The following is a 22,044-nucleotide window of genomic DNA, read 5'->3' on the forward strand; positions in this document are numbered from 1 at the left end:
CTGGGACACCGGGCCCCCCTTCACCTCTGCGTACCGTCTGGGACAAGTTTCCCACGCACGGATCCTTCCGGAAGCGGCCGATTCCCTGACCTACAGACATTGAAGCGTGACGCATGGGTTAAAAGGTGCTAAACGACTTTCCGGACCCAAGGCGCCCATCTCTCACTAGCATTGAGGGCATGGACTCTCGACACCTGCTCGGCGATGACCCCGTAAACGCTGCCGGAGATGAGCTGGATCGCAAGAGATTCAGCGAGCACATGATCCGGGTTATCAACCGCGTGCGCGCACAGTCAGAATCTAGCGTCATTGCGTTGATCGGCCCGTGGGGCTCAGGGAAGTCATCGATTCTGGAAATGGTGAAGGACTCAATCGATGAGCTGAGTGTTGCCGAGGACGAAGAATCACCCGAGTGGCGAGTAGCGGAATTTAATCCCTGGATCCATAGCGACTCCTTGTCCATGTACGTGGGCTTCTATTCCGAGCTCAGGGCGTGTCTGCCGGGTGGTGAACGCTGGAGCGAGGCGCGAGAGTCAATCGGTAGCTGGATCCAAAATGCAGCACCACTTGGAAAACTAGGCGGTATCGCCCGCGTAGATGCGAGCTCTGCTTTCGAGAAGCTTGCCGAGAAGGTAGCTGGGGACACGAGTGCAGCCACAAAGAAGGGAAAAGTCGAGGAAGCATTGAAGGAGTGCAGTGTTTCCATTCTCGTAATGATGGATGACCTCGACAGACTAACTCCCGACGAGCTGCTCGAAGTTTTCAAGATGATTCGACTCCTAGGTCGCCTACCCAACGTTTACTACCTGCTGTCATATGACGAACAGACATTGATGGACGTTCTATGCAGAACCGATCTGGCCTTTGCAGATCAAGAGCGTGCACGGTCATACCTTGAGAAGATGGTCCAAGTGAGGTTAGACATGCCAGCGCTCGGAGACGCGCAAAGAGCACATTTGGTGAACTCTTCTTTGAACGCCGTGCTTGAGAACAATGCAATCTCACTCCCGGAAGCGTCTCTCACCGCGATTGCCTCACTCTGGGGAGAAGCTCTTTCTGCTCGCTTGACGACACCGCGCGCGATCCGCCGGTTTTTCGCTCAGGTGGATTCAAGCTATGTCACAGTGGCCGATGAGGTAAACTTCATTGACTTCCTAGCGCTGACCTTCCTGCGAACGCACGAACCCCGGGTCTACTACGAGCTACAAGAACATCGAGAAGAACTCACGATGACCGCAGGCACTCGTACGATCGGTCTGCGTAACGAGAGCCCCGCGGACAGGCTGGCCAGGTGGCGCACGTACATGAAGCCCTGGGGGGTTGCGCAAGAACACGAAAACGGGGTGCTGGCAATCCTCGCAAAGCTGTTCCTTCCGCTGAAGTCAGCCCAGGAAGGAATGGAGTACGGCAGAGATTGGCTGCTGGATGTAGCCAAACGTAAAGGCGTCGGACATACGGACTACTTCTCACGCTACTTCTTCTTCGGCGTCCCGGCGGACGACATTCCCGACTCAGTGGTTGAGGCAGCATTGGACAACATCTCACTGGGCGAGGAATCCGATCGGATCCCCTTGTTGCTGGCAGCACTGGAAAAGGATCCCGAGCGAATCGTAAGAAAGGTTCGCAACTACGGCGACCTTGGAGCAGGGGGAAACCTAAAGATATTGCTTCTAATGGCCGAGAAGTACCTCGCAATTCCAAATGACATTGGATTTCTCAGCACCTTCTCAAGGATATCCGTCGAGGGATTCGTGGCGGACCTCTTCATTGAGGGGAAACCAGAGCCACTCCAAGAGAATCTGGATGTAATTACCCAGTCTGACGGCGGCTACTGCATGGCCGTTCGCGGGCTGGGTCGAGCGAGGGCGAGGGCAAATCGATCAGGAAAAGAAGAGGTTGCCAGGCGCCTGACAGAAGATATCAGGCGGATCATTTCAGAGAAGTTCGAGCATGCCAAAAGTAGGGACATTACCTCTATAGATCAGAGTGTCTTCAGCTCAGTTCACGCATGGGCAGAGATCGATTCAGGTGCGGCTACCGAATTCCTCAGAGGGCAGGCCGAATCGGGCACCTGGCCACTTATCGAAGTGGTCGACAGACTCGTTAATCGCGGCACTACTAGCGCCCGCCCCGGAACGGTACTGATGGGGCTTGAAGATCAAACTGTCGAAGCAACATTGGGACTCGACTATGTCTTCGATCATCTCTCATTGGAAATTGATGACGCATCAACAGATGTGCTCATGGAAGGGCTCCCTGACACGCCTGAGAATCGGCGAGCGGTGGCGCTTGCGGCCCTGAGCTTTGCCCGTCATCGGCGGCGAGAAGCTGCGAACCAGCCCGACGAAGGTGAGGCAGAAGCGCAGGACCTCACTGGCTGACCTCGGCCAGCATGCACCGGCCCTGGACTGTGGCTGGGGCCGGCTCGGATCCTAATAGCGGCAACCGCCTACCGGCGGGAGGGTTCTACGGCTTCCCGCGCCCGTGAAGGCAGACCTCACACGGCGGGTAACGAGCCGCAAGCGGTGCCCATCAGAGTCATTCCTCACTAACCTCGTCTAGTGACGCGAGAGACTGCATAAGCTCATACGCTCGATCTCCCTTATAGTCATCATCGTCATACTCCTCCCATTCTTCGTAATCGGGCTCCGAATCACCTGCCCCTATACCTCGCCATGCCCCAACGTCAAGCGACGCCATCAATTCTTCCCAGCCCACCCATATGCTTTCACGAGGAGAGCGCAAGTCCGCGAACTGCAATGCCGCCTCAACATCGACAAAATCAACATCACCCCATCCCCACTCATAATCGTCAAGAATGCGCGAAGCTACTTCAACGGCCGCATTGGAGATCCTTTCCCGTAGTGACTCGTCGATAAGGTCTGTCAACTCCTGCACGTAGAGGGCGGCCTTCACTGGGGCAGAGCGACCTTTTTCGCGGTTCAGGACAGCACTCAGACCCTCTAGCCGAATCTCGTTATAGCAAGCACGAATCTCCGGAATCCGAGAATCCCGGACGGACCTGATCACGTTAAGTATGTCTTCGAAGCGACGAATCCCATAAACAGTCCCCTGGGTGGACAAGAGTTCGACCACGCGCCTGATCAGCTTGCGATCCCTCGAATACTCAGCCAGTTCCAGAGAGGGGAGTACCACCGACGAGCTGGGTTTACTCTTATACGGCTCCTTGGGCGAGGCAAGGGACTCCATTACCGCACTCACCAAGATATTGGAGTATGGATTCCCATGTTGCCAAAAATCGCCGCCCTCAGACCCCTTTGCTGCAAAATGGAACCACAGCTTCTCTATCTGCTCAAAAGCATGCGGAACAGAAAGTACCTTCCGTAGTTCTGACGGGTGACTGAACAGCTCCCCCGCGACAAATTCCGACGCTGACGCATTGTGAAAGTCCACCACCGGAACAGACTCTTGGCGTACGCTGAGAAAAGTGCCGTCCAAGACCTGGAGACTTCTCCTGACTTGCGACCGCGTCCAACCTGGACGAGCAAGTAGAACCTGCTCAAGATTGGGAAGCCGCCCGGTCTGCATGGAGAAAAACGTGGTAAGCAGGTCACGTTCCCACTGTGACAATTGCAGCTCATAAATATGCCGCCACACAAGCGCTGGATCGCTCAGGTTATCAACGAGCTGCGCAGCAGGATGCCCCAGACTGCTGTCGAAATCTGCCGACAGCGTGGCCGCTATGATACGGGGATTGAAATGGACGTGATCGATGATTGGCCCATAGCTGTCAGGACTGGCAAACATAGCCTTTATCTCGGCGGGCCAATCCGACCAGAAAAGGTGATTGTACAGAATCGCCGCCCGAACTTCGCGATCATATTGCTCGACTTGCACTGTGAAGGTGATCGGTGAAAAATCCTCATTATGCAGTCGCTCGTATCGCTGCCGAGCCTGCTCCAAGATATATCCGCGGGTGGTACAGATTAGACGTTTACGTGAATCACCCTTGACTCTCTTCATGATTGAGATCAAACGCTGATCCTCGTTTTTATTCAGCTTATCATCCAGGACACTCTGCCCCAGGAAGTCGTCATAGATGAAGAGTTGACGAGCCCCTCTGGACCACATCCTGTACGCATCCTCTATGTCCCCGGAAATGTGAATCAGCTCGTAACCCTGATCCGCATAGTTTGCCGCTAGGACACGCGCTAGGGTCGTTTTTCCGACTCCGGGAAGCCCTGAAATTACGCAGACATGCGAGTCTTCAAGCACGCCCAGAGCTTGACGAAAACTAGGGTTCGGCACATACGTTCTAAGCGTCTCCTGAATCTCTTCGACGAAATGCTCAGATCTCCAGAGCACGTTACGCGACAGCGCCGACTCAAGCACAGTCACATCATTGAGCCACAACCTGATGTGGCGCCTTACAATGTGAGGCCTGCCAGCAAGAAATGCGGTGATGTCCTCAAGTCCCAAGATGTCGGACGGGGTCTTGATGTGCGGCGCAAAATCGGCCTTAAGTATTTCTTTCGCCTGAGGGCTCATCGGGACACTTGCGGCAATGATGTAGCGATCGGGGCCCAGCTTTGCAACCTTCGGAAGTTCATCTCTCTTCATTCTGCGAATGAAGGTGGAGCGATCGCTCTTAATCCAATGCTTGCACTGGATAACAGTAGTCGATCCATCAGCCGAGGTGTGACGCAGGTCAATGCCCATGTCTGGCCCCTGGGAGAAGATCTCCAGTCTGACATCAAGCATCTCTTCGAGTATGTCTTTACATAGAGTCTCGAAATCAAAATCTGTCAGTTTATGAAGATCGAAGGAGTCCACGGTCCCCCACCTGTCGATATGCCTGGCTCTCCAACCAGCAACACTAGTGGCAACGATCAAGCGGCGGGCGGGAAGCGGCGGAGGTCCCCAGTACCCCAACCGCTACGGCTAGCACCGTCTGCCAGGATGTAGGCCATCGCCTCTTCAGGTCCACTCGCTTGCACGGATGAGCGCTTCGCGCCGCTTCCCGGAGACAGCATGGGACCCGTTGGGCCACGGGCTGCCACCACCATGGGCGCCGCCTCACGCCCAAGCGGCGTGCACGGTATGCGATAGAGGTCAGTCGCGGATGTCTACTGACGCCGAGAAACTCCCAGGTCAGGACTTGCTTCGCCCCAAGTATGGGTATGCCCTCCGGAGCCGTGTGCGCAGGTTCGAATCCTGCCGGGGGCACCCTGTATGAGGTGCCTAAAGACCCCGCCACCAGCGTGTTCGCTGAGTGCGGGGTCTTCGCGTATATGCAGCCGTATGCCACTCTGAGCGGCCCTATGTCGGCGTCCGTGGACTATTCGTGGACACGATCTTGAGGCATCGTCCCTGGTCAGCCCCAAGAACGACGAAGGCCCCCGGTCGAATCCAGGGGGCTGAAGCCTAGCGCGGCGCGTTTGGGATCACTCGTACTCGCGCAGCAGCTCTTCGATCTTGCGGTTGGCGATCTCCTGCCGACCGTCGATGCACTTGGCGTAGCGACTCAGCAGGACCTCAACGCAGTTGCCCGCACGCTCGGCTACCTCGGTCGCGTCGACCCCGGAATTGAGCCACGTCGACAGGGCCGAGTGCCGAAGGTCGTACGGCCGGGCGGCGAGCGGGGAGGCCAAGGAGGCCGGCGGGAGCGCCAGTGCGCGAGCCTCCTGCCAGACCCGGAAGTACGTCGACGAGCCAACCACTCCCCCGCGCTCGTTGGTGAACAAGAGTATCTGTCGGAGGTCCGCCGGGACGTTCGCCGTCTCGCGGAACGGATGGATCAGCTTGAGGACCTCGTACGACAGCAGGGTCAAGTGCGGTGACCAACTCATCGGAGCGGCGTGCCAGTTCCGCCATCTCGTCGCCAAGCTCCTTTATCTGGTTGATCAGTTCCAGCCGTTCCACTCGGGTCAGCGCCATCGCGGCCACCTCGTTGCAGTCTCGGTTTCGCAGCTCCTCGGGTGGTCAGCAACGCTAGGACCGATCCGGCTCACCAACCCGGAAGAATTTTCCGGGTCTCGCGAAGAGACAGGGGGACGCTCTTCCCATGCGAGGAATGACGACGAACCTGACGATCGGTGAGCGAGTCGCTTGGTACCGCCGCCGACGCGGCATGTCCCAAGACGTCTTGGCCGGCCTCGTCGGCCGTACGGTCGACTGGTTGGGCAAGGCTGAGAACAACCGGCTGGAGTTGGACCGGCTGTCGGTGATCAAGTCTCTGGCCGATGCGCTGGACGTGGCCCTTGGTGATCTGCTCGCCGAGCCCACGCTGATGGGCTGGACTGCTCACAGCGGTACCCGGACAGTGCCGGCGCTTCGGTCGGCGCTGATGAACTACCGCCAACTTGCGCCGCTTCTCGGAGTGACCGTCGAGGGCGAGCCGACGCCGCTCGACGAGCTGAGGACACCGTCGCCGAAGTCTGGGATGCCTACCAAGACTCGCGGTACGGGTTCGCCACCCGGCGTCTGCCCCTCGTGCTTGCCGACGCGCTCATTGGTGTCCAGGCGTACGACGGGCGGGATCGTGAGCATGCGCACGAGCTGATCGCGATGCCGTACCAGGGCGCCGCCATGGTGTTGACCAAGGTCGGCGAGACAGACCTCGCATGGATCGCAGCAGACCGAGGGTTGGGCGCGGCTCAGCAGTCCGACAACATGGCGGTCACCGGATCACTCTTCCGGTCTGTGGCGCACTGCCTCTTGTCCAACGGTCGTTTTGATGCCGCCGTCCAACTCGTCAGCGACGCAGCCGACTACCTCCGCCCAGGCCTCAGGAATGCCGGCCCAGAGTTTCCTGTCGATCTACGTGACGCTCTTCCTCGCGGGTTCGATGGCGGCCGCACGTGCCGATGACCGCTCGACTACTCGCGCGTTCCTCGCGGAGGCGGATCATGCAGCGCAGCAGCTCGGTCGGGACGCCAACCACATGTGGACCGCGTTCGGGCCGACGAACGTCGCCATTCACCGGGTTGCCACGTCGGCGGAGCTGGGAGACATGCAGGTGGCTGCTGATCTCGGACCGCAGATCGATACCAGTCGTCTGCCGATCGAGCGCCGGACACGGCACAGCCTCGAAGTGGCCCGCGCGCTCAGCGCACACAGCCTGATCGAGGACGCCCTGTCGATGATCCCGCCAGTAGCCCCCGATCCATCACTCCCCCGCAACGGAGCAGGCCAGCTCGACAAGGCATAGCCCTGGGGCCCCAACTGTCGGCGGGCCCCGCTACGATCGCGGCTCGGCAGCCCGACGATCTGGGGAGTGACCGTGCAGGAAAGGAGCACCGTGGAGTTGGCCTACGTGCCGACGACCGCGGACGCAACGGGGGCACTCCGCACGCGGACGCGGGCCACACCGGCGGGGCGGCTGCAGAGCGGGATTATCCTCGCCGGCGCGATCGTCGTGCTGGGCGCTCTTCTCGTGACCCTCACGTTGCCGAAGGGGCCCCACCTCGGGTTGACGGTGCTCTGCCTAGCGGCGCTGGCCTTGCTCATCAGTCTGCACGTGCTGGTACCCGCCCTGCAGGCACGGCAGGTACACCGGATGGTCGCCCCGCAGGGGGAATTCCGGGCTGTCGTGGGCGAAGCCGGGGTGCGGCTGACCTCGCAAGACAGCGAGACGACGTTCCGGTGGCCGATGATCACCCGGTACGCGGAGACTGACACGCTCTTCGTACTCATGACACCCGACAAGCACAGCGTCGGCATTGTCGTCCTCCCCAAGCGCGGCGCCGCGATACCGCCGGATGTCGACCGCTTGCGGGCCATCCTCGACCGGAACGCCGCCCGGGTCTGATCCAAGGGCATCGCCATACTGCAAGGCTGCCAGTCCGGGCTCACGGTCACCGCGCTCGTGCCAAGCTCATCAAGGCGTGCCCGCGACGTGCCCGAAGGGCGGGGAAGCAGCTCCTGGCCAAAGTCGCTCCGCCGACCTCGGTTACTGTCTGCGGGCCCGAAACTCGGGCCCGCTGAAGGGGAGGCCACCGCCGTGTCGATACGAGAGAACTTCGCCAAGCTCTTCAAGAACACGGCCAAGACTCCCGATGGCGGCCCGTTCGCAGTAGAGCGCCCGTGTCGATGCTCGCCGGAGTGGCCCGGCTTGGAGACGACGGCAAACGGGCACATGCTCCCGGCTCAGCCCTCCAGCCACTACAGCGTTCTCACGAACCCCCAGGTCGGTCCGTTCGCCGCGCGCTGCACCGGTTGTCGGGCTCGCTATCCCCACCCTTGGGTGATTCCCCAGGGCGCGCCGATGCCTTTCGACTGGGCTCGTGAGACTCCGCCGACCGCGTGAGCGCTGAGTAGGCCCAGTGTGGGAAGAACGCTCCCGGGCTTGGGAGCGCGTGAGACGGCCACGTGTGCCCCCCGCGTGCCCGATCAGACGGCACGGGGTACCCGGTTCCTGCTCCTCGCGGCCGAGGAGGCCCTGGTCTCGGCCGGGCTGGCCGGGCGGGACTGGGACCCCGGACGGGTTCGCGGGCGGCACCCGACGCCATGGTCACACCGCTGTGCGCCGCCGCCTTCGCCAAGATGAGGGCGCTCTCCCTGCGCAACCACGATCCCGGCCGGGCCTCACGCCCCTTCGACAGGGAGCGTGACGGATTCGTCCTCGGTGAGGGCAGCGCCCTGCTGGTCCTCGAACGCCGACGCCACGCCGAAGCACGGGGCGCCGAACCCCTCGCCCTGCTCGCCGGCCACGGCAGCACCAGCGACGCCCACCACCGCACCGCGTCCCGACGGGGCCGGACTGCGCGCGGCGATCGAAGCGGCCCTCACCGATGCGGGAGCCTGCGCCGACGACGTCGACCACATCAACGCCCACGGCACGAGCACGGCGCTCAACGACAGGACGGAAGCCGCGGTCGTCCGCGCCCTGTTCGCCGCCCGACATCCGCCCGTCACCTCGGCCAAGGGAGCCCTCGGGCACACCATGGGCGCGGCCGGAGCCATCGAGGCGGCCCTCACCGTCCTGACGATCACCCGCGGCACCATCCCGCCCACCGCCAACTTCGGCGCACCCGACGACTCCACGGCGGGCATCGACATCGTCGTAGGAGCCACTCGCGGCCAACGTCTCGGACTCGCCCTCAGCCACTCCCTCGGCTTCGGAGGCCACAACACCGTGCTCGCCCTGACACCCGCCTGAACGCGAGACCGATGACCGGGCGCGCGGCGTCGCCCGCGAGGTGGACGGTCGGCGCCGGCGATGTCCTCGGGGTCGCCCCAGCGGCCCGCCGGCACCGGCTGAGGCTCCGGCGGCCGGTGCCGGGCTCAGGTCCCCGGGCTCAGGTCCCCGCGCGCAGCACCCGCGACAGGCCCAGTGCCGCCGTCCGTACCGCGGGGGCGAGTTGGGCCGGGCTGAAGCGGGTGCGGGGGACGGCCACCGAGAGGGCGGCGACCGTGGTGCCGCCGCCCGCGAACACGGGGGCCGCGATACAGGCGACGCCCGGCGCGGCCTCCTGCTCCTCGTAGGCCAGGCCGGAGACCTGGATCTTCTCCAGGGCCATGCGCAGGCGTGCCGGGTCGGTGATCGAGTACGGCGTGAGGCTGGGCAGCGGCCGGGACAGCAGTTCCTCGGTCAGCTCGGGGCCGGAGAAGGCGAGCAGGGCCTTGCCCACGCCGGTGCAGCTCAGCGGCAGGCTGCCGCCGATCCGGGAGGGCAGCTGCAGGGCCTCGTGGCCATGGATGCGTTCGAGGTAGACCACCTCCATGCCCTCGCGGACGCCGAGGTGGACGGTCTCGCGGGTGGCCTCGAACAGGTCCTGCAGGAACGGCAGCGCCGTCTCGCGCAGATCCAGCCGGTGCGGGACGAGCGAGCCGAGCTCGAAGAGTTTCGCGCCCAGCCGGTACCGCGGGCCCGAGCGCTCCAGCCAGCCCAGCCGTACGAGGTCCGCCGCCAGCCGGTGCACCGTCGGCTTGGGCAGGCCGGTGCGGTCCGACAGTTCCGACAGACGGAACGGTCCGCCGCTCGGACTGAAGGCCTCCAGGATGAGCGTGGCCTTGTCGAGCATGCCGCCACTCACATTGTTCCGCGTCACGGAACAAACATTGGCGCATGACGGACCCGGCGTCTATACCGGGTGTCGCGGGGCCGCACCGCACCGGGCGGTCCCCGCCCCACCTGCCCCTCGCTCCCTCTCTGGAGGCCCCCGTGTCGACCGAGCCCGACAGCGCCGCCCACCCGGACGGCGTTCCACCGGCCGTGGTCAAGGCCGCCGATGTGCTGGCGGAGGCGGCCCGCACCGGCGTCGCCTGTCCGCCGGTGCGCGATCTGTTCGACGGCGGCTGCGACCTGGAGACCGCGTACGCCGTGCAGCAGCTGAACGTCCGGCGTGGACTGGATGCCGGGCGCCACATCGTCGGCCGCAAGATCGGTCTGACCTCGCCGGCCGTGCAGCGCCAACTCGGCGTGGACCGGCCCGACTTCGGCGCACTGTTCGCCGACATGGCGGTGCCGGACGGTGGCGCGGTGCCCGCCGGGCGGCTGCTCCAGCCCAAGGTGGAGGCCGAGGTCGCGCTCGTGCTCGGCCGCGACCTGCCGCACCGCGAGTGCACGGTCGTCGACCTGCTGCGCGCCGTCGACTTCGCGCTGCCCGCCCTGGAGATCGTGGACAGCCGCATCGCGGGCTGGGACATCGCCCTCGTGGACACGGTCGCCGACAACGCCTCCTGCGGTCTGTACGTCCTCGGCGGCACCCCCGTACCGCTCACCCGGGTCGATCTGCGCGCCGTGACGATGACCATGAGCCGCAACGGCGAGACGGCCTCCGAGGGCGACGGCGCCGCCTGTCTCGGCAGTCCCCTCAACGCGGCCGTGTGGCTCGCCTCGGCCCTCGCCGAGCGCGGCGACCCGCTGCGCGCGGGCGACCTGGTGCTGACCGGCGCGCTGGGGCCGATGGCCCCCGTGACCCCGGGTGATGTGTTCGAGGCCCATATCTCCGAACTCGGCCCGGTACGCGTCTCGTTCTCCCCGGAAGCTTCTCCGGAGGTCCCGGAAGGAGCTCAGCGATGAGCACCAAGGTCGCCATCATCGGCTCCGGCAACATCGGCACCGACCTCATGATCAAGGTCCTGCGTCTCTCGGAGACCCTGGAGATCGCCGCCCTGGCCGGCATCGACCCGGACTCCGACGGTCTCGCCCGGGCCCGCCGGCTGAAGGTCGCCACGACCCACGAGGGCGTCGAGGGGCTGGTGAAGCTGGACGAGTTCGCCGACGTCGGGATCGTCTTCGACGCGACCTCGGCCGGTGCCCACCGCCACCACGACGAGGTGCTGCGCCCGCTCGGCCGTACCCTCGTCGACCTCACCCCGGCCGCCGTCGGCCCGTACGTCGTCCCGCCGGTCAACGGGGACGCCCATCCCGACGCCCCGAACGTCAACATGGTCACCTGCGGCGGCCAGGCCACGATCCCGATCGTCGCCGCGGTGGGCGCCGTCACCCCGGTCCACTACGGCGAGATCGTCGCCTCGATCGCCTCCCGCTCCGCCGGGCCCGGCACCCGCGCGAACATCGACGAGTTCACCGAGACCACCTCCTCGGCCATCGAGCAGGTCGGCGGCGCCGCCCGCGGCAAGGCGATCATCGTCCTCAACCCGGCCGAACCCCCGCTGATCATGCGGGACACCGTGCACTGCCTGGTCTCCGACTGCGCCACCGAGGCGGTCACCGCGTCGGTCGAGGAGATGGTCGGCCGTGTCCAGGCGTATGTGCCGGGCTACCGGCTGAAGCAGAAGGTCCAGTTCGACCGCGTGCGGGCCGACGACCCCCTGCGCAGCCTCGCCCCCGACGTGTCGGACGCCCTGAAGGTGTCCGTGTTCCTGGAGGTGGAGGGCGCCGCCCACTACCTCCCGGCCTATGCCGGAAACCTCGACATCATGACCTCGGCCGCGCTGCGCACCGCGGAACGCATGGCCGCCCACCGTGGCTCGGAGGCAGCCAAGTGAGCACGCTCTACGTCCAGGACGTCACCCTGCGGGACGGCATGCACGCCGTCCGGCACCGCTACACCGTCGACCAGGCCCGCGCGATCGCCGCCGCCCTGGACGCCGCCGGTGTGGCCGCCATCGAGATCGCGCACGGCGACGGTCTGGCCGGCTCCAGCATCAATTACGGCGTCGGCGCGCACACCGACTGGGAATGGATCGAGGCCGTGGTGGACGCCGCGCGGCACGCGGTCCCCACCACCTTGCTGCTGCCCGGCATCGGCACCCTGCACGATCTGCGGCAGGCACACGCCCTCGGCATCCGCAGCGTCCGGATCGCCACGCACTGCACCGAGGCCGACATCGCCGCCCAGCACATCGCCGCCGCCCGCGAGCTGGGCATGGACGTCGCCGGGTTCCTGATGATGTCCCACATGGCCGAGCCCGCGGAACTGGCCCGCCAGGCCAAGCTGATGGAGTCCTACGGCGCTGGTTGCGTCTACGTCACCGACTCCGGCGGCCGCCTCACCATGGACGGTGTCCGCGACCGCTGCCGCGCCTACCGCGACGTCCTCGACCCGGTTACGGAGCTGGGCATCCACGCCCACCACAACCTCGGGCTGGGCGTGGCCAACAGCGTGGTCGCCGTGGAGAGCGGCGTGGTCCGGGTCGACGCCTCGCTCGCGGGCCAGGGCGCGGGCGCGGGCAACTGCCCCCTGGAGGCGTTCATCGCGGTCGCCGACCTGATGGGCTGGGAGCACGGCTGCGACCTGTTCCCGCTGATGGACGCCGCCGACGATCTCGTACGCCCGCTGCAGGACCGCGAGGTACGGGTGGACCGCGAGACCCTCAGCCTCGGCTACGCGGGCGTGTACTCCAGCTTCCTGCGCCACGCCGAGTCGGCCGCCGCCCGCCACGGACTGGACACCCGCTCCATCCTGGTCGAGGTCGGCCGCCGGGGCATGGTCGGCGGCCAGGAGGACATGATCACCGACATCGCGCTGGACCTGGTCGCCCGGGCGCGGAGCGCGGCCTGATCCGCCTCCGCGGCCTCGGCCTCGGCGCAATCCCTACCCGAAGTCCGGATGAGCGGGCAGAGCCTGATGAGGAGGGTGCCCCGTGGGTGCGCCCCAGGGGTTCACCTCCCCACCGGTCAGCAGCTCCGTCGCCTGGTTCTGGGTGTGCGCGGCCGCCATTTGCGCTTCGGCCACGACGTCTCCGCGTTCACGCACCAAGTCTTCATAAATCGGCAGGTGATCGTTTTCGGCGGGACTACGCGTCACTTTGCCGATCCTTCCACTGGTTAATGCCATCAGGCCCTGTTGAGTCGGGCGGCAATTCCATGCCCGAGCAACAAATACAACACGGCGGGAAGACCGTAATTAAGGAGAACCCGCAACCCCTCTGTGTCCATCGTGAAAATGTCTCGTGCCCATCCCGCGAGCCAGTCGGCCGTTCCGCGCACAAGCTCCACGAACGCGTTCCCCTGGTTCGCGTCGAGCAGGAAGAGGACGATCCACAGAGCGAGCACACCTGCTGCGACGTCGGCGATCGTGCAGATCGTCAGGGCCACCTTCCGTGCGGTGGCCTGATTGCGACGGGCGCGGTCATGTTCCGAGGGCTGGTCGTACGTCTGGTATCCGGAAACCGGGTCGGTGTTCACGAGAAATCCGATCTGACGCGTTGCTGGCCGATGAGCCACCCCGCAGAGCCGAGTTCTGGCCATTGCCGGGCGACCCGCTTCTGCCTGTTTCTGCGCCATGCAATCGGAACCGTGTTACACCGCCGTCGCAGACATCCCAAATATGACGGCCTATTCGGGTTCGGGCCCGACGGTTCGGGCCCGGCGGTTCAGCGGATCAGACCTGCCGGCCGGTCGGGAGCATCGCCCAGACCGTCTTGCCCAGGGGCTGCCGCCGGGTCCAGCCCCAGTGCTCGGACAGGGCGTCGATGATGCGCAGACCGCGGCCGTGCTCGTCGAGCGGGTCGCTCGCGTGCGGGTACACGGGCGGGCTGTCGCACGGGTCGGTGACGGCGCAGACGAGATGGGCGGGGCGGCGGAGGCTCAGCCTCAGCCAGATCTCGGCCTCGCCGTGCCCGGCGGGGCGGGGCACGGAGTGCGGTACGCCGTGCAGTACGGCGTTGGCGGCCAGCTCGGTGACCACCATGAGGGCGTCGGCGCTGCAGTGGTCCAGCGACCAGTCGCTCAGGGTGCGACGGACGAAGTCGCGGGCCCGGCCGCAGTCCTGTTCGGCGCCGGCGAGGCGCAGGGCGACCGAGCGGGGCGGGGTGCTCGGGGGCTGTGACCTGGCGAGACGGCGCCCACCCGAAGTCCCGGGGCGCTCCTCCGGCGGCACGGTCAACCCCGCGGGGGACGTGGCGCTGCCGGGCAGTCGAAGCCCTTCGTACGCAGGTAAGGACACAACGTCTCCCTGATACACGGTCAGGACGAGGCGGCTGCGCAGCAGTTGACGCCAAGGGCTATTATCCACGCCGAAGGCTCCCCCGTGCAATTTCACGGGAAATTGCGCGAGCGGTGCCACGCTGAGCACGTGGTGCGGTCCGGGCCCACCGGGGCGACGGGACGCACCCGTGGCGGAACGTGAGCAAGGAGAGTGCAGTGCCAACAGCACCGAACGGCGTACGGGCAAGCTCGTTGGGCGTCCGCTGGATCAAGAGCCGGCACAGCAATGCCGAGGGCAACTGCGTCGAGGTGGCCTCCCTGGACGACGGCAGCATCGCGATGCGCAACTCCCGCCACCCCGACGGGCCAGCCCTCGTCTACACCCCCGCCGAGATCGCCGCGTTCCTCGCGGGCGCCAAGGAGGGGGAGTTCGACCACCTGGCGTGACGGCCATCTGTGCGTGACAGCCACCTGTGCGTGAGGGCCACCTGGCGGGACCGGGGCCAAAAGCCGACCGGGAAACGGAAGTTGATACTCCCACTTCTCTCGGTTCCTCCCGGTTCCGGCGACAGGAGGCGGCGGGATGCGATAATGCGGTCTGTCTTATGCCGGTCTACGGGGAGTCAGGATGTCCGCCGAGTCACCTCGCATCTCCCGCCTCGAACCGTATCTGACCCGCACCGAGCCCGCGCCGACCCTGCTGAAGATGCTGGTCGGCGTGCAGCTGGCGGGTATCCGCGAGGACGTCGGCCTCTCCCAGGACCAGGCGGCGCGTGCCGTGGGGTTCAGCCCGGCGAAGCTGTCGCGCATCGAGGCGGGCAAGGGCCGTCGGCCGCCCACGGAAACCGATGTGCGCGCACTGCTGGAGCAGTACGGGACCGACGACTACGAGGCGTCGGTGCTGCTGCAGTTGCTGCGGCGTGCCGGTGAGCCCGGATGGTGGCAGCGGTACGACAAGCGGCTGATGCCGGAGTGGTTCGACCGGCTGGTCGGGCTGCAGGAGGCCGCGACGGCCATCCGTACCTTCGAGCTCCAGTACGTCCCCGGTCTGCTGCAGACCCGGGCCTACACGCAGGCCGTGGTGGAGCGCGGGCTGCCGACGGCGCCGGCCCGTGAGGTGCACCGGCGGGTGGAGCTGCGGATGCGCCGCCGGGAGCTGCTGCAGCGTGCGGACGCGCCCCGGCTGTGGGCGATCGTCGACGAGTCGGTGCTGCTGCGGGTGCTGGGCAGCCGCGAGGTGATGCGCGAGCAGCTGGAGTATCTGGAGGAGATGGCCCGGCTCCCCCATGTGACGGTGCAGATCGTTCCCCTGGACGTCACCAACGCCTCGGCGCCCGCCATCCCCGTCACGTATCTGCGCTTCGGCGGCGTCGACCTGCCCGACATCGTCTATCTGGAGCACATAAAGAGCGCCGCGTTCCTGGAGGACCAGGACGAGACGGAGGAGTACCGCATCGCCCTGGACCGGCTGGGCGACGAGGCCCTCAACCCGCGCGAGTCACTGGAGCGGCTGCGCGAGACGAAGGCCCGGTACGCCCCGTCGGTCTGAGCCTTCCTACGGGAGTCGTCCCACGCCGCCGAACTCGATCCACTCCTGGGTGAGCTGGCGGGGCGCCACCTCGGTGTCCGGACGCCAGGTGGAGACCTCCACCAGGCCGGGTTCGAGGACCTCCAGCCCTTCGAAGAACTCCTCGACGTCCCTCTCCTGACGCACCCGGCCCCAGTGCCCCTGGGTCGCCTGGTCCATGAAGTCGGTGACGAACTTGCGGACCTCGGGGTCCTCGCTGACCAGCTGGCACATCACCATGCAACTGCCGGGCGCGAGCCGTTCGCGCACCCGGCGGGCCACGGCGAGGGGGCCGTCGGTCTCGCTGTCGGGGATGCAGTGGAACACCGAGTTGAACAGCACGGCCACCGGCTGCGAGAAGTCGATCAGGCGCTTGGTGTCGGGGTGGGAGAAGATGCCCTCGGTCTCGCGCATGTCGGCGTGGATGACGGCGGTGTTGTCGTTCTGGTCCAGCAGGGCGCGGCCGTGGACCAGGACCATCGGGTCGTTGTCGACGTAGACCACGCGCGAGGACGGGTCGACGGACTGGGCGACCTGGTGGACGTTGTTCTGGGTGGGCAGGCCGGAGCCGTGGTCGAGGAACTGCCGGATGCCGTGATCCTCGGCCAGCGTCCGGACCACCCGCTGCAGGAAGCGCCGGTTGTTCAGCGCGAGGGCGCGGGTGCTGGGGACGACCTTGTCCAACTGTTCACAGGCGGCGCGGTCGGAGGCGTAGTTGTCCTTGCCGCCGAGGTAGTAGTCGTACATGCGCGCGGCTGTCGGGACCGTGGCATCGATCGACGTGGACAGCTGCTTTCCAGGTTCCATCGTTCCCCCAGGGGCAGGGCCGGCCGAGGAGATCACCTCGCCGACAACACATCCTAGAGAGACGGCAGTTGGTCGGGCCAGCCCAACGGCCGACCATGGATCACACTGAGGACATGAGTACGGACATACGAACCCGATGGCTCAGGGGTGTGAGGGCGCCCGGCGCGAGGATCCGGCTGGTGTGCTTCCCGCACGCGGGCGGAGCGGCGGGCCACTTCCACGACTGGGCGGCTCTGACCCCGCCGGAGATCGAGGTCATGGCGGTGCAGTACCCGGGCCGCCAGGACCGTCTTGCCGACCCGTGCCCGACCACCATGGACGAACTGGCGGACACGGTCACCAAGGTCCTGCTGCACGAGCGGGCCGACGACCGGCCGCTGGCCCTGTTCGGCCACAGCATGGGTGCGTCGGTGGCGTACGAGGTGGCCCGCCGCCTTGAGGAGGTCCCCGGTCTCGCCCTCACCCGGCTGTTCGTGTCGGGCAGAGCGAGGCCCCGCGTCCCGCAGGAGGAGCCGCCCCGGCCGGCCCCGACGGACAGCGAGATCCTCGACCGCGTCCGCCTGCTGGACCCCGCGGGCGCCGCCGTCTACGAGGAGCCCGAGCTGCGGCCCTTCATCATGCCGGCGCTGCGCGCGGACTTCGGCCTGCTGGCCGCCTACCGCCCGGCCCGCCTGCACCGGCTGCGGACCCCGGTCACGGTATGCGGGGGCGACCGCGATCCCGGCTGCGCGGTCGAGGAGCTCACGTCCTGGTCGGACGTCACGACACAGGAGCCGGACATCCGGGTCTTCGAGGGCGGCCACTTCTATCTCACCCCGCGAAAGGCGGAGTTGCTGGGCGTCATCACCGAACAGTTGTCATGAGACGACGTGCAGGGCGGCGCGAATCCGGGCATGTTTCCCTTTCAACATCCAGAGGGGAGCGCCGAGATGAGCGAGGCCGCCGCAGCCGCACCCCGCAGGGTGGTCGTCACCGGGCTCGGGGCGGTCACACCGCTGGGTGTCGGGGTCGGGGAGTTGTGGCGGGGGCTGCTCGACGGGCGGCACGGGATCCGGGAGCTGGCGGGGGCGGAGTTCGAGGGGCTGCCCGTACGGGTTGCGGGGGTCGTACCGGTGGATCCCGCCGGGCTGCTGCCCCGGCAGGTGGCCCGGCGGATGAACCGGGCCGCGCAGCTGGGGGTGCTGGCCGCGCGGGAGGCGTGGGCCGACGCCGGGTTCCTGGCGGGCGGTACGCGGGAGAGCGGGGTCGACCCGGAGCGGGTGGGGGTGAGCCTCGGGGCCATTCTCGGTGACGCGTCCGTGCTGGTGGGCGGGGACCGGAGGCTGCGGGAGAAGGGGCCGCGGGCCGTGTCGCCGCTCACCACGCCGATGACCGTGCCCTCACAGGCCGCCTCGCAGGTCTCCCTCGATCTGCACATCACGGGCGAGGCCCGGACCGTGACGAGCGCGTGCGCGTCGGGGACGGAGGCCATAGGGCAGGCGATCGACCGCATACGGTACGGGCGCGTCGACGTCGCGCTCGCGGGCGGCGCCGAAGCGGTCGTCACGCCGGCGATCATGGCGTCCTTCGCGGCGATGCGGGCGCTGGCCGACGGGGACCCGGCCTCGGACGGTTCGCCCTCCCGTCCGTTCGCCAAGGACCGGGCGGGGTTCGTCAACGGCGAGGGTGCCGGGATCCTCGTACTGGAGGCCGAGGAGCACGCCCGGGCCCGCGGGGCGCGCGTCTACTGCGAGGCCGCGGGCTGGGGGCTCTCCGCCGACGCCCACCACATGGCGGCACCCGACCCGACCGGCAGCGGTGTCGCCCTCGCCCTGCGACGGGCCCTGCGGGACGCCGGTGGCCGGGTCGAGGACGTCGTCCATGTGAACGCCCATGCCACGGCCACGATCGAGGGCGACCTCGCGGAGGCGGGCGCGCTGCGCGCGGTACTCGGCCGACGGTCCGTCCCGGTCACCGCGCTCAAGGGCCACCTGGGGCATCTGCAGGGCGCCGCGGGCGGGGTCGAGGCCGTGGCGGCCGTACTGACCCTGCATCACGCACTGGTGCCGCCGACCGTGGGATGCGGGGAGGTCGACGACGCGATCGACCTGGATGTGGTGAGAGGAGCGCCCCGGGCCCTGCCGGAGGACGGCGACCTGCTCCTGAGCAACTCGTTCGGTTTCGGCGGCCACAACGCGGTACTGGCACTACGACGCCGTCGCTGATCACCGGACAGCACGACGACGCCCCCAGGGGCGCGGGGAACTGCGCGAACAACCACACACCACCCGCACTCGCACGACGACGGCCCCGGGCAGACGCTCAGGCGCCCACCGTGCCGATCAAGCCGTGCGCTTACGGGACGCCGTCTTCTTGCCCGTGCTCTTCTTCGCGGTGCTCTTGGTCGTGCTCTTCGCCGCCGTCTTCTTCGCCCCCTGGGCCGTCTTCGAGGTCGACTTCTTGGCCGAGGACGCCGTCTTCTTCGCGGCCGTCTTCTTCGTCGCCGTCGACTTCTTGCCCGTGGCCTGCTTAGGGGCCGCCCGCGCCGTCTTACGCTGCGACAGGCTCCTGACCTGCCCCTTCTCCTCGGCCGGCGCCTCACCGCGCGACTCCTTGGCCGCCCGTACGCTGCTCTCCAGGGCCGCCATCAGATCGAGGACCTTGCCGCCCGCGGCCGGTTCGGGGGCCTGCGGCGGAGCCTCACCGGCGGCCTTCGCGGCGACGACCTCCTCCAGGGCCTCCTGGTACTCGTCGTGCAGTTCCTCAAGGTCGATCTCGCCGAGGGTGTCCATCAGGGCGTCCGCGAGGTCCAGTTCCTTGTCGTTGATCGTGACCTCGGTGTCCGGCGCGACGCCCTCGGGCGCCCGGACCTCGTCCGGCCACAGCAGGCCGTGCATGGCGATGGCGTCGCCGACCACCCGCAGCATGCCCAGCCGCTCACGGCCGCGCAGGGCGAACTTGGCGATCGCCACCTTCTGGCTGCGCTTCAGCGCCTCCCGCAACAGGGTGTACGGCTTCGCGGCCGGCGCCCCGCTCACCGCGAGGTAGTAGGCGCTGTCCATGTGCAGCGGGTCGATCCGGTCGGCCGGCACGAAGGCCACGATCTCGATCGTCTTCGCGGTCGGAAGCGGCAGGTGGGCGAGGTCCTCGTCGGTGATCGGGATGATCGTGCCGTCGGCGTCCTCGTACCCCTTGCCGATCTCCGACTGGGTGACCTCACGGTCGTCCAGCTCGCAGACTTTGCGGTAGCGGATACGCCCGCCGTCCTCCGTATGGATCTGGCGGAAGGAGATCGAGTGGCTCTCGGTCGCGTTCACCACCTTGATCGGGATGCTGACCAGCCCGAACGAGATGGCGCCGTTCCATATGGATCGCACGTGCAGCACCCTTTCGGTCGGTTCACTCGCCCTGTCCGGACATTCACCACGATTTCTGGAATTCTCATCGTATGACGCCGATCACAGAGGTGGAGGGGCGTCGGCTCGCGCTCAGCAACCTGGAGAAGGTGCTGTATCCGGCGACCGGCTTCACCAAGGGCGAGCTGCTGCACTACTACGCCACCACGGCCGAGGTGCTGCTGCCGCATCTGCGCGACCGGCCGGTGTCCTTCCTCCGTTACCCGGACGGCCCGGACGGCCAGGTGTTCTTCACCAAGAACGTGCCGCCGGGCATCCCCGACTGGATCACCACGGCCGAGGTGCCGCGCGTCGAGGGGCCGGCGCGGATGGTGTTCGTGCAGGACCTCGCGAGCCTGATGTGGGCGGCCAACCTGGTCACCGAGTTCCATACGCCCCAGTGGGTGATCGACGCGCCCGGTGAGGCCGACCGGCTGGTCCTCGACCTCGACCCCGGTTCGCCCGCGACCGTGGTGGAGTGCTGCGAGGTGGCCCTGTGGCTACGGGAGCGGCTGGCCGCCGACGGCATCGAGGCGTACGCCAAGACGTCCGGTTCGAAGGGGCTGCATCTCACCGCGGCCATCCGGCCGGCCCCCTCCCAGCAGGCCACCGACTACGCCAAGGAACTCGCCGTGGCGGCCGAGAAGGCCCTGCCCCGGCTGGTGATCCACCGGATGACCAAGAGCCTGCGGCCCGGAAAGGTCTTCGTCGACTGGAGCCAGAACGCGGCCCGCAAGACGACGGCCACCCCCTACACCCTGCGGGCCCGCAGCGAGCCGACGGTGTCGGCCCCGGTCACCTGGGAGGAGGTGGAGGACTGCCGCTCCCCCACCTCCCTGACCTTCCTCGCCGCGGACCTGGCACCGCGCCTGCAGGACTACGGCGACCTGCTGGCCCCGCTGCTCGACGGGGACCGTGCGGGCGCGCTGCCCTGACTGCACGACCGCAACGGTCAGCTCCCAGTGCCGCCCGGCATCATCCAGCCCGTCCGGCGTTGAGGACGAGGCCCCCTTCAGGGCCGAAGCGGGGGTCTGGGGGCGGCAGCCCCCAGTGACGGCCGCCGAAGCCGACCGCGCAGCTCAGCCGACGGCACCCCAAACCCGCCGGTCCCTCGCCATCGCATGCAGCGCCTCCACGTCCGCCGGCTTCAGCACCCCGCCCAGCCGGGCCAGCCCTGCCACCTCCGTGTCCCTGAGGACCCGTACCTCCCGCACCGGCCCGGGGATCGCCACGTCGGAGGGGGCGACCAGGACCAGGACCGGGTGGACCTCGGCGGTCAGGGCGTAGGAGGCGCGGTCGGCGTCGGCGCGGACGCGGCGCAGCAGGGGATACGGTTCCCGGCGGCCGAGAGACACCATCGGGTCGGCGACGGTCACCTTCTGCTTGCGGGCGTACAGGGCGTGCAGCGCGAACAGCCCGCCGGGGCCGATCACCAGATGGTGGATGCGGTCACCACCGGGCAGCGTCACGGAGTGCAGCGCGTGCCAGCCGGCGCCGTCGAGCCGGTCCAGGGCCTCGCCGACCGTCTGCTCGGCGGTCAGCGCCCGGCGGCGCGGGTCGGCGCGGAGCCGGTGAGAGGGGCCCGGGTCCCGGTCGAGGGCGACCAGGAGCGCCTCACCGGGCCGGTTGGGCGCCAGGTCGTCGTCCGGGTGGAGGGTCAGCCGGGCCAGCTCGGCGGGCGTGGGGACCGGCGGCGGGCCCACCGTCACCGGCCCGGTGAGGAAGGGTCCGAGCACCTCCAGCACATCGTCTCTGCGGTCCTCGCTGAGCAGGTTGATCCTGGCGGCCTCACGGTCGTACCAGGCGAGGTTGCGCCCGTCCTTGAGGCATACGTAGAGCCGCTCCTGGCCGTGTCGCCAGGTCGGTATGACGCGCAGTCCGCTCATGCACCATCACCCCACTGACCATGGGAACAGGCGGGGTGCTGCGCGGGCAAGAACCCGGTTACCTTTGTGAGGAGTTGGGCAGACCCCCCGGGAGGGGTGGTTGGGGAG

The 22,044-nt window shown here is 67.0% G+C and carries 20 protein-coding genes and 3 pseudogenes; 14 read left to right on the forward strand and 9 right to left on the reverse strand.

The features are described from left to right. Positions 1 to 179 precede the first annotated feature (179 nt). Positions 180 to 2,381, forward strand: coding sequence for a P-loop NTPase fold protein (locus tag ACFWYS_RS12330; RefSeq protein ID WP_384766329.1), 2,202 nt, complete (start codon positions 180 to 182; stop codon positions 2,379 to 2,381). 157 nt (positions 2,382 to 2,538) lie between these two features. On the opposite strand, the gene ACFWYS_RS12335 is transcribed toward ACFWYS_RS12330, so the two are convergent. Beyond that, positions 2,539 to 4,794, reverse strand: coding sequence for a restriction endonuclease (locus ACFWYS_RS12335; RefSeq protein ID WP_384766331.1), 2,256 nt, complete (start codon positions 4,792 to 4,794; stop codon positions 2,539 to 2,541). A 611-nt stretch (positions 4,795 to 5,405) separates the two neighbouring features. Then, positions 5,406 to 5,705: pseudogene (locus ACFWYS_RS12340) on the reverse strand (site-specific integrase); the annotation flags it as partial. Positions 5,706 to 6,034: 329 nt separating this feature from the next. On the opposite strand from ACFWYS_RS12340, the gene ACFWYS_RS12345 reads away from it, so the two are divergent. From ACFWYS_RS12345 to ACFWYS_RS12365, 5 genes and pseudogenes are all read left to right on the forward strand, one after another. Further along, complete coding sequence (locus ACFWYS_RS12345) at positions 6,035 to 6,523, forward strand: helix-turn-helix domain-containing protein (protein ID WP_384766334.1); 489 nt, start codon at positions 6,035 to 6,037, stop codon at positions 6,521 to 6,523. A gap of 231 nt (positions 6,524 to 6,754) precedes the next feature. Then, a complete protein-coding gene (locus ACFWYS_RS12350; RefSeq protein ID WP_384766335.1) occupies positions 6,755 to 7,171 on the forward strand; it encodes a hypothetical protein in 417 nt (138 codons plus the stop codon). 66 nt (positions 7,172 to 7,237) lie between these two features. Next, a complete protein-coding gene (locus ACFWYS_RS12355; protein WP_384766337.1) occupies positions 7,238 to 7,771 on the forward strand; it encodes a YcxB family protein in 534 nt (177 codons plus the stop codon). Between the two features lie 734 nt (positions 7,772 to 8,505). After that, a pseudogene (locus ACFWYS_RS12360) lies at positions 8,506 to 8,571 on the forward strand (hypothetical protein); the annotation flags it as partial. Positions 8,572 to 8,587: 16 nt separating this feature from the next. Beyond that, positions 8,588 to 9,121, forward strand: coding sequence for a hypothetical protein (locus ACFWYS_RS12365; protein WP_384766339.1), 534 nt, complete (start codon positions 8,588 to 8,590; stop codon positions 9,119 to 9,121). A 139-nt stretch (positions 9,122 to 9,260) separates the two neighbouring features. Here ACFWYS_RS12365 and ACFWYS_RS12370 read toward each other — a convergent pair whose 3' ends face one another. Further along, a complete protein-coding gene (locus ACFWYS_RS12370) occupies positions 9,261 to 9,986 on the reverse strand; it encodes an IclR family transcriptional regulator (RefSeq protein ID WP_384766817.1) in 726 nt (241 codons plus the stop codon). Positions 9,987 to 10,126: 140 nt separating this feature from the next. On the opposite strand from ACFWYS_RS12370, the gene ACFWYS_RS12375 reads away from it, so the two are divergent. The 3 genes from ACFWYS_RS12375 to dmpG are packed head-to-tail and all read left to right on the forward strand — an operon-like array spanning position 10,127 to position 12,935. Further along, positions 10,127 to 10,987, forward strand: a complete 861-nt coding sequence (locus ACFWYS_RS12375; RefSeq protein ID WP_384766341.1) for a 2-keto-4-pentenoate hydratase — start codon at positions 10,127 to 10,129, stop codon at positions 10,985 to 10,987. Further along, on the forward strand, positions 10,984 to 11,919 hold the full coding sequence (locus ACFWYS_RS12380; RefSeq protein WP_384766344.1) for an acetaldehyde dehydrogenase (acetylating): 936 nt from the start codon (positions 10,984 to 10,986) through the stop codon (positions 11,917 to 11,919). Before ACFWYS_RS12375 ends, ACFWYS_RS12380 begins: the two co-directional genes overlap by 4 nt. Further along, complete coding sequence (gene dmpG, locus ACFWYS_RS12385) at positions 11,916 to 12,935, forward strand: 4-hydroxy-2-oxovalerate aldolase (protein WP_384766347.1); 1,020 nt, start codon at positions 11,916 to 11,918, stop codon at positions 12,933 to 12,935. Before ACFWYS_RS12380 ends, dmpG begins: the two co-directional genes overlap by 4 nt. Before the next feature lie 33 nt (positions 12,936 to 12,968). Here dmpG and ACFWYS_RS12390 read toward each other — a convergent pair whose 3' ends face one another. The 3 genes from ACFWYS_RS12390 to ACFWYS_RS12400 form a co-directional block, all read right to left on the reverse strand. Then, positions 12,969 to 13,109, reverse strand: a complete 141-nt coding sequence (locus tag ACFWYS_RS12390; RefSeq protein ID WP_384766349.1) for a hypothetical protein — start codon at positions 13,107 to 13,109, stop codon at positions 12,969 to 12,971. Between the two features lie 101 nt (positions 13,110 to 13,210). Next, positions 13,211 to 13,561: a hypothetical protein gene (locus tag ACFWYS_RS12395; RefSeq protein WP_384766820.1), complete on the reverse strand. Its 351-nt coding sequence runs from the start codon at positions 13,559 to 13,561 to the stop codon at positions 13,211 to 13,213. A 196-nt stretch (positions 13,562 to 13,757) separates the two neighbouring features. Next, positions 13,758 to 14,321 carry an ATP-binding protein gene (locus ACFWYS_RS12400; protein WP_384766352.1) on the reverse strand — a complete coding sequence of 188 codons (564 nt, stop codon included), beginning with the start codon at positions 14,319 to 14,321 and terminating at the stop codon, positions 13,758 to 13,760. Between the two features lie 197 nt (positions 14,322 to 14,518). On the opposite strand from ACFWYS_RS12400, the gene ACFWYS_RS12405 reads away from it, so the two are divergent. Together ACFWYS_RS12405 and ACFWYS_RS12410 are read left to right on the forward strand one after the other, a co-directional pair. Continuing rightward, positions 14,519 to 14,749 carry a DUF397 domain-containing protein gene (locus tag ACFWYS_RS12405; protein WP_384766355.1) on the forward strand — a complete coding sequence of 77 codons (231 nt, stop codon included), beginning with the start codon at positions 14,519 to 14,521 and terminating at the stop codon, positions 14,747 to 14,749. Positions 14,750 to 14,930: 181 nt separating this feature from the next. Further along, on the forward strand, positions 14,931 to 15,851 hold the full coding sequence (locus ACFWYS_RS12410; protein WP_384766358.1) for a helix-turn-helix domain-containing protein: 921 nt from the start codon (positions 14,931 to 14,933) through the stop codon (positions 15,849 to 15,851). Between the two features lie 6 nt (positions 15,852 to 15,857). Here the strand turns inward: ACFWYS_RS12410 and ACFWYS_RS12415 are convergent, their stop codons facing one another. Further along, positions 15,858 to 16,676, reverse strand: coding sequence for an SAM-dependent methyltransferase (locus ACFWYS_RS12415; protein WP_384766360.1), 819 nt, complete (start codon positions 16,674 to 16,676; stop codon positions 15,858 to 15,860). Positions 16,677 to 16,789: 113 nt separating this feature from the next. Here ACFWYS_RS12415 and ACFWYS_RS12420 point away from each other — a divergent pair, with 113 nt between their 5' ends. Next, positions 16,790 to 17,539, forward strand: a complete 750-nt coding sequence (locus ACFWYS_RS12420; protein ID WP_384766363.1) for a thioesterase II family protein — start codon at positions 16,790 to 16,792, stop codon at positions 17,537 to 17,539. A gap of 75 nt (positions 17,540 to 17,614) precedes the next feature. Next, positions 17,615 to 18,880 (forward strand): annotated as a pseudogene (locus ACFWYS_RS12425) (beta-ketoacyl-[acyl-carrier-protein] synthase family protein); the annotation flags it as partial. Positions 18,881 to 18,997: 117 nt separating this feature from the next. Here the strand turns inward: ACFWYS_RS12425 and ACFWYS_RS12430 are convergent. Further along, complete coding sequence (locus ACFWYS_RS12430) at positions 18,998 to 20,032, reverse strand: Ku protein (protein ID WP_384766366.1); 1,035 nt, start codon at positions 20,030 to 20,032, stop codon at positions 18,998 to 19,000. Between the two features lie 71 nt (positions 20,033 to 20,103). Between ACFWYS_RS12430 and ligD the strand changes: the two genes are divergently transcribed. Continuing rightward, on the forward strand, positions 20,104 to 20,985 hold the full coding sequence (ligD, locus tag ACFWYS_RS12435) for a non-homologous end-joining DNA ligase (RefSeq protein WP_384766369.1): 882 nt from the start codon (positions 20,104 to 20,106) through the stop codon (positions 20,983 to 20,985). 144 nt (positions 20,986 to 21,129) lie between these two features. Here ligD and ACFWYS_RS12440 read toward each other — a convergent pair whose 3' ends face one another. Further along, the gene (locus ACFWYS_RS12440; RefSeq protein WP_384766372.1) at positions 21,130 to 21,936 is read right to left on the reverse strand and encodes a nuclease-related domain-containing protein; all 807 of its coding nucleotides are present in this window, start codon (positions 21,934 to 21,936) and stop codon (positions 21,130 to 21,132) included. Positions 21,937 to 22,044: the final 108 nt, after the last annotated feature.

The sequence above is a fragment of the Streptomyces sp. NPDC059010 genome (assembly GCF_042740355.1).
In the GTDB taxonomy this organism is placed as follows: domain Bacteria; phylum Actinomycetota; class Actinomycetes; order Streptomycetales; family Streptomycetaceae; genus Streptomyces.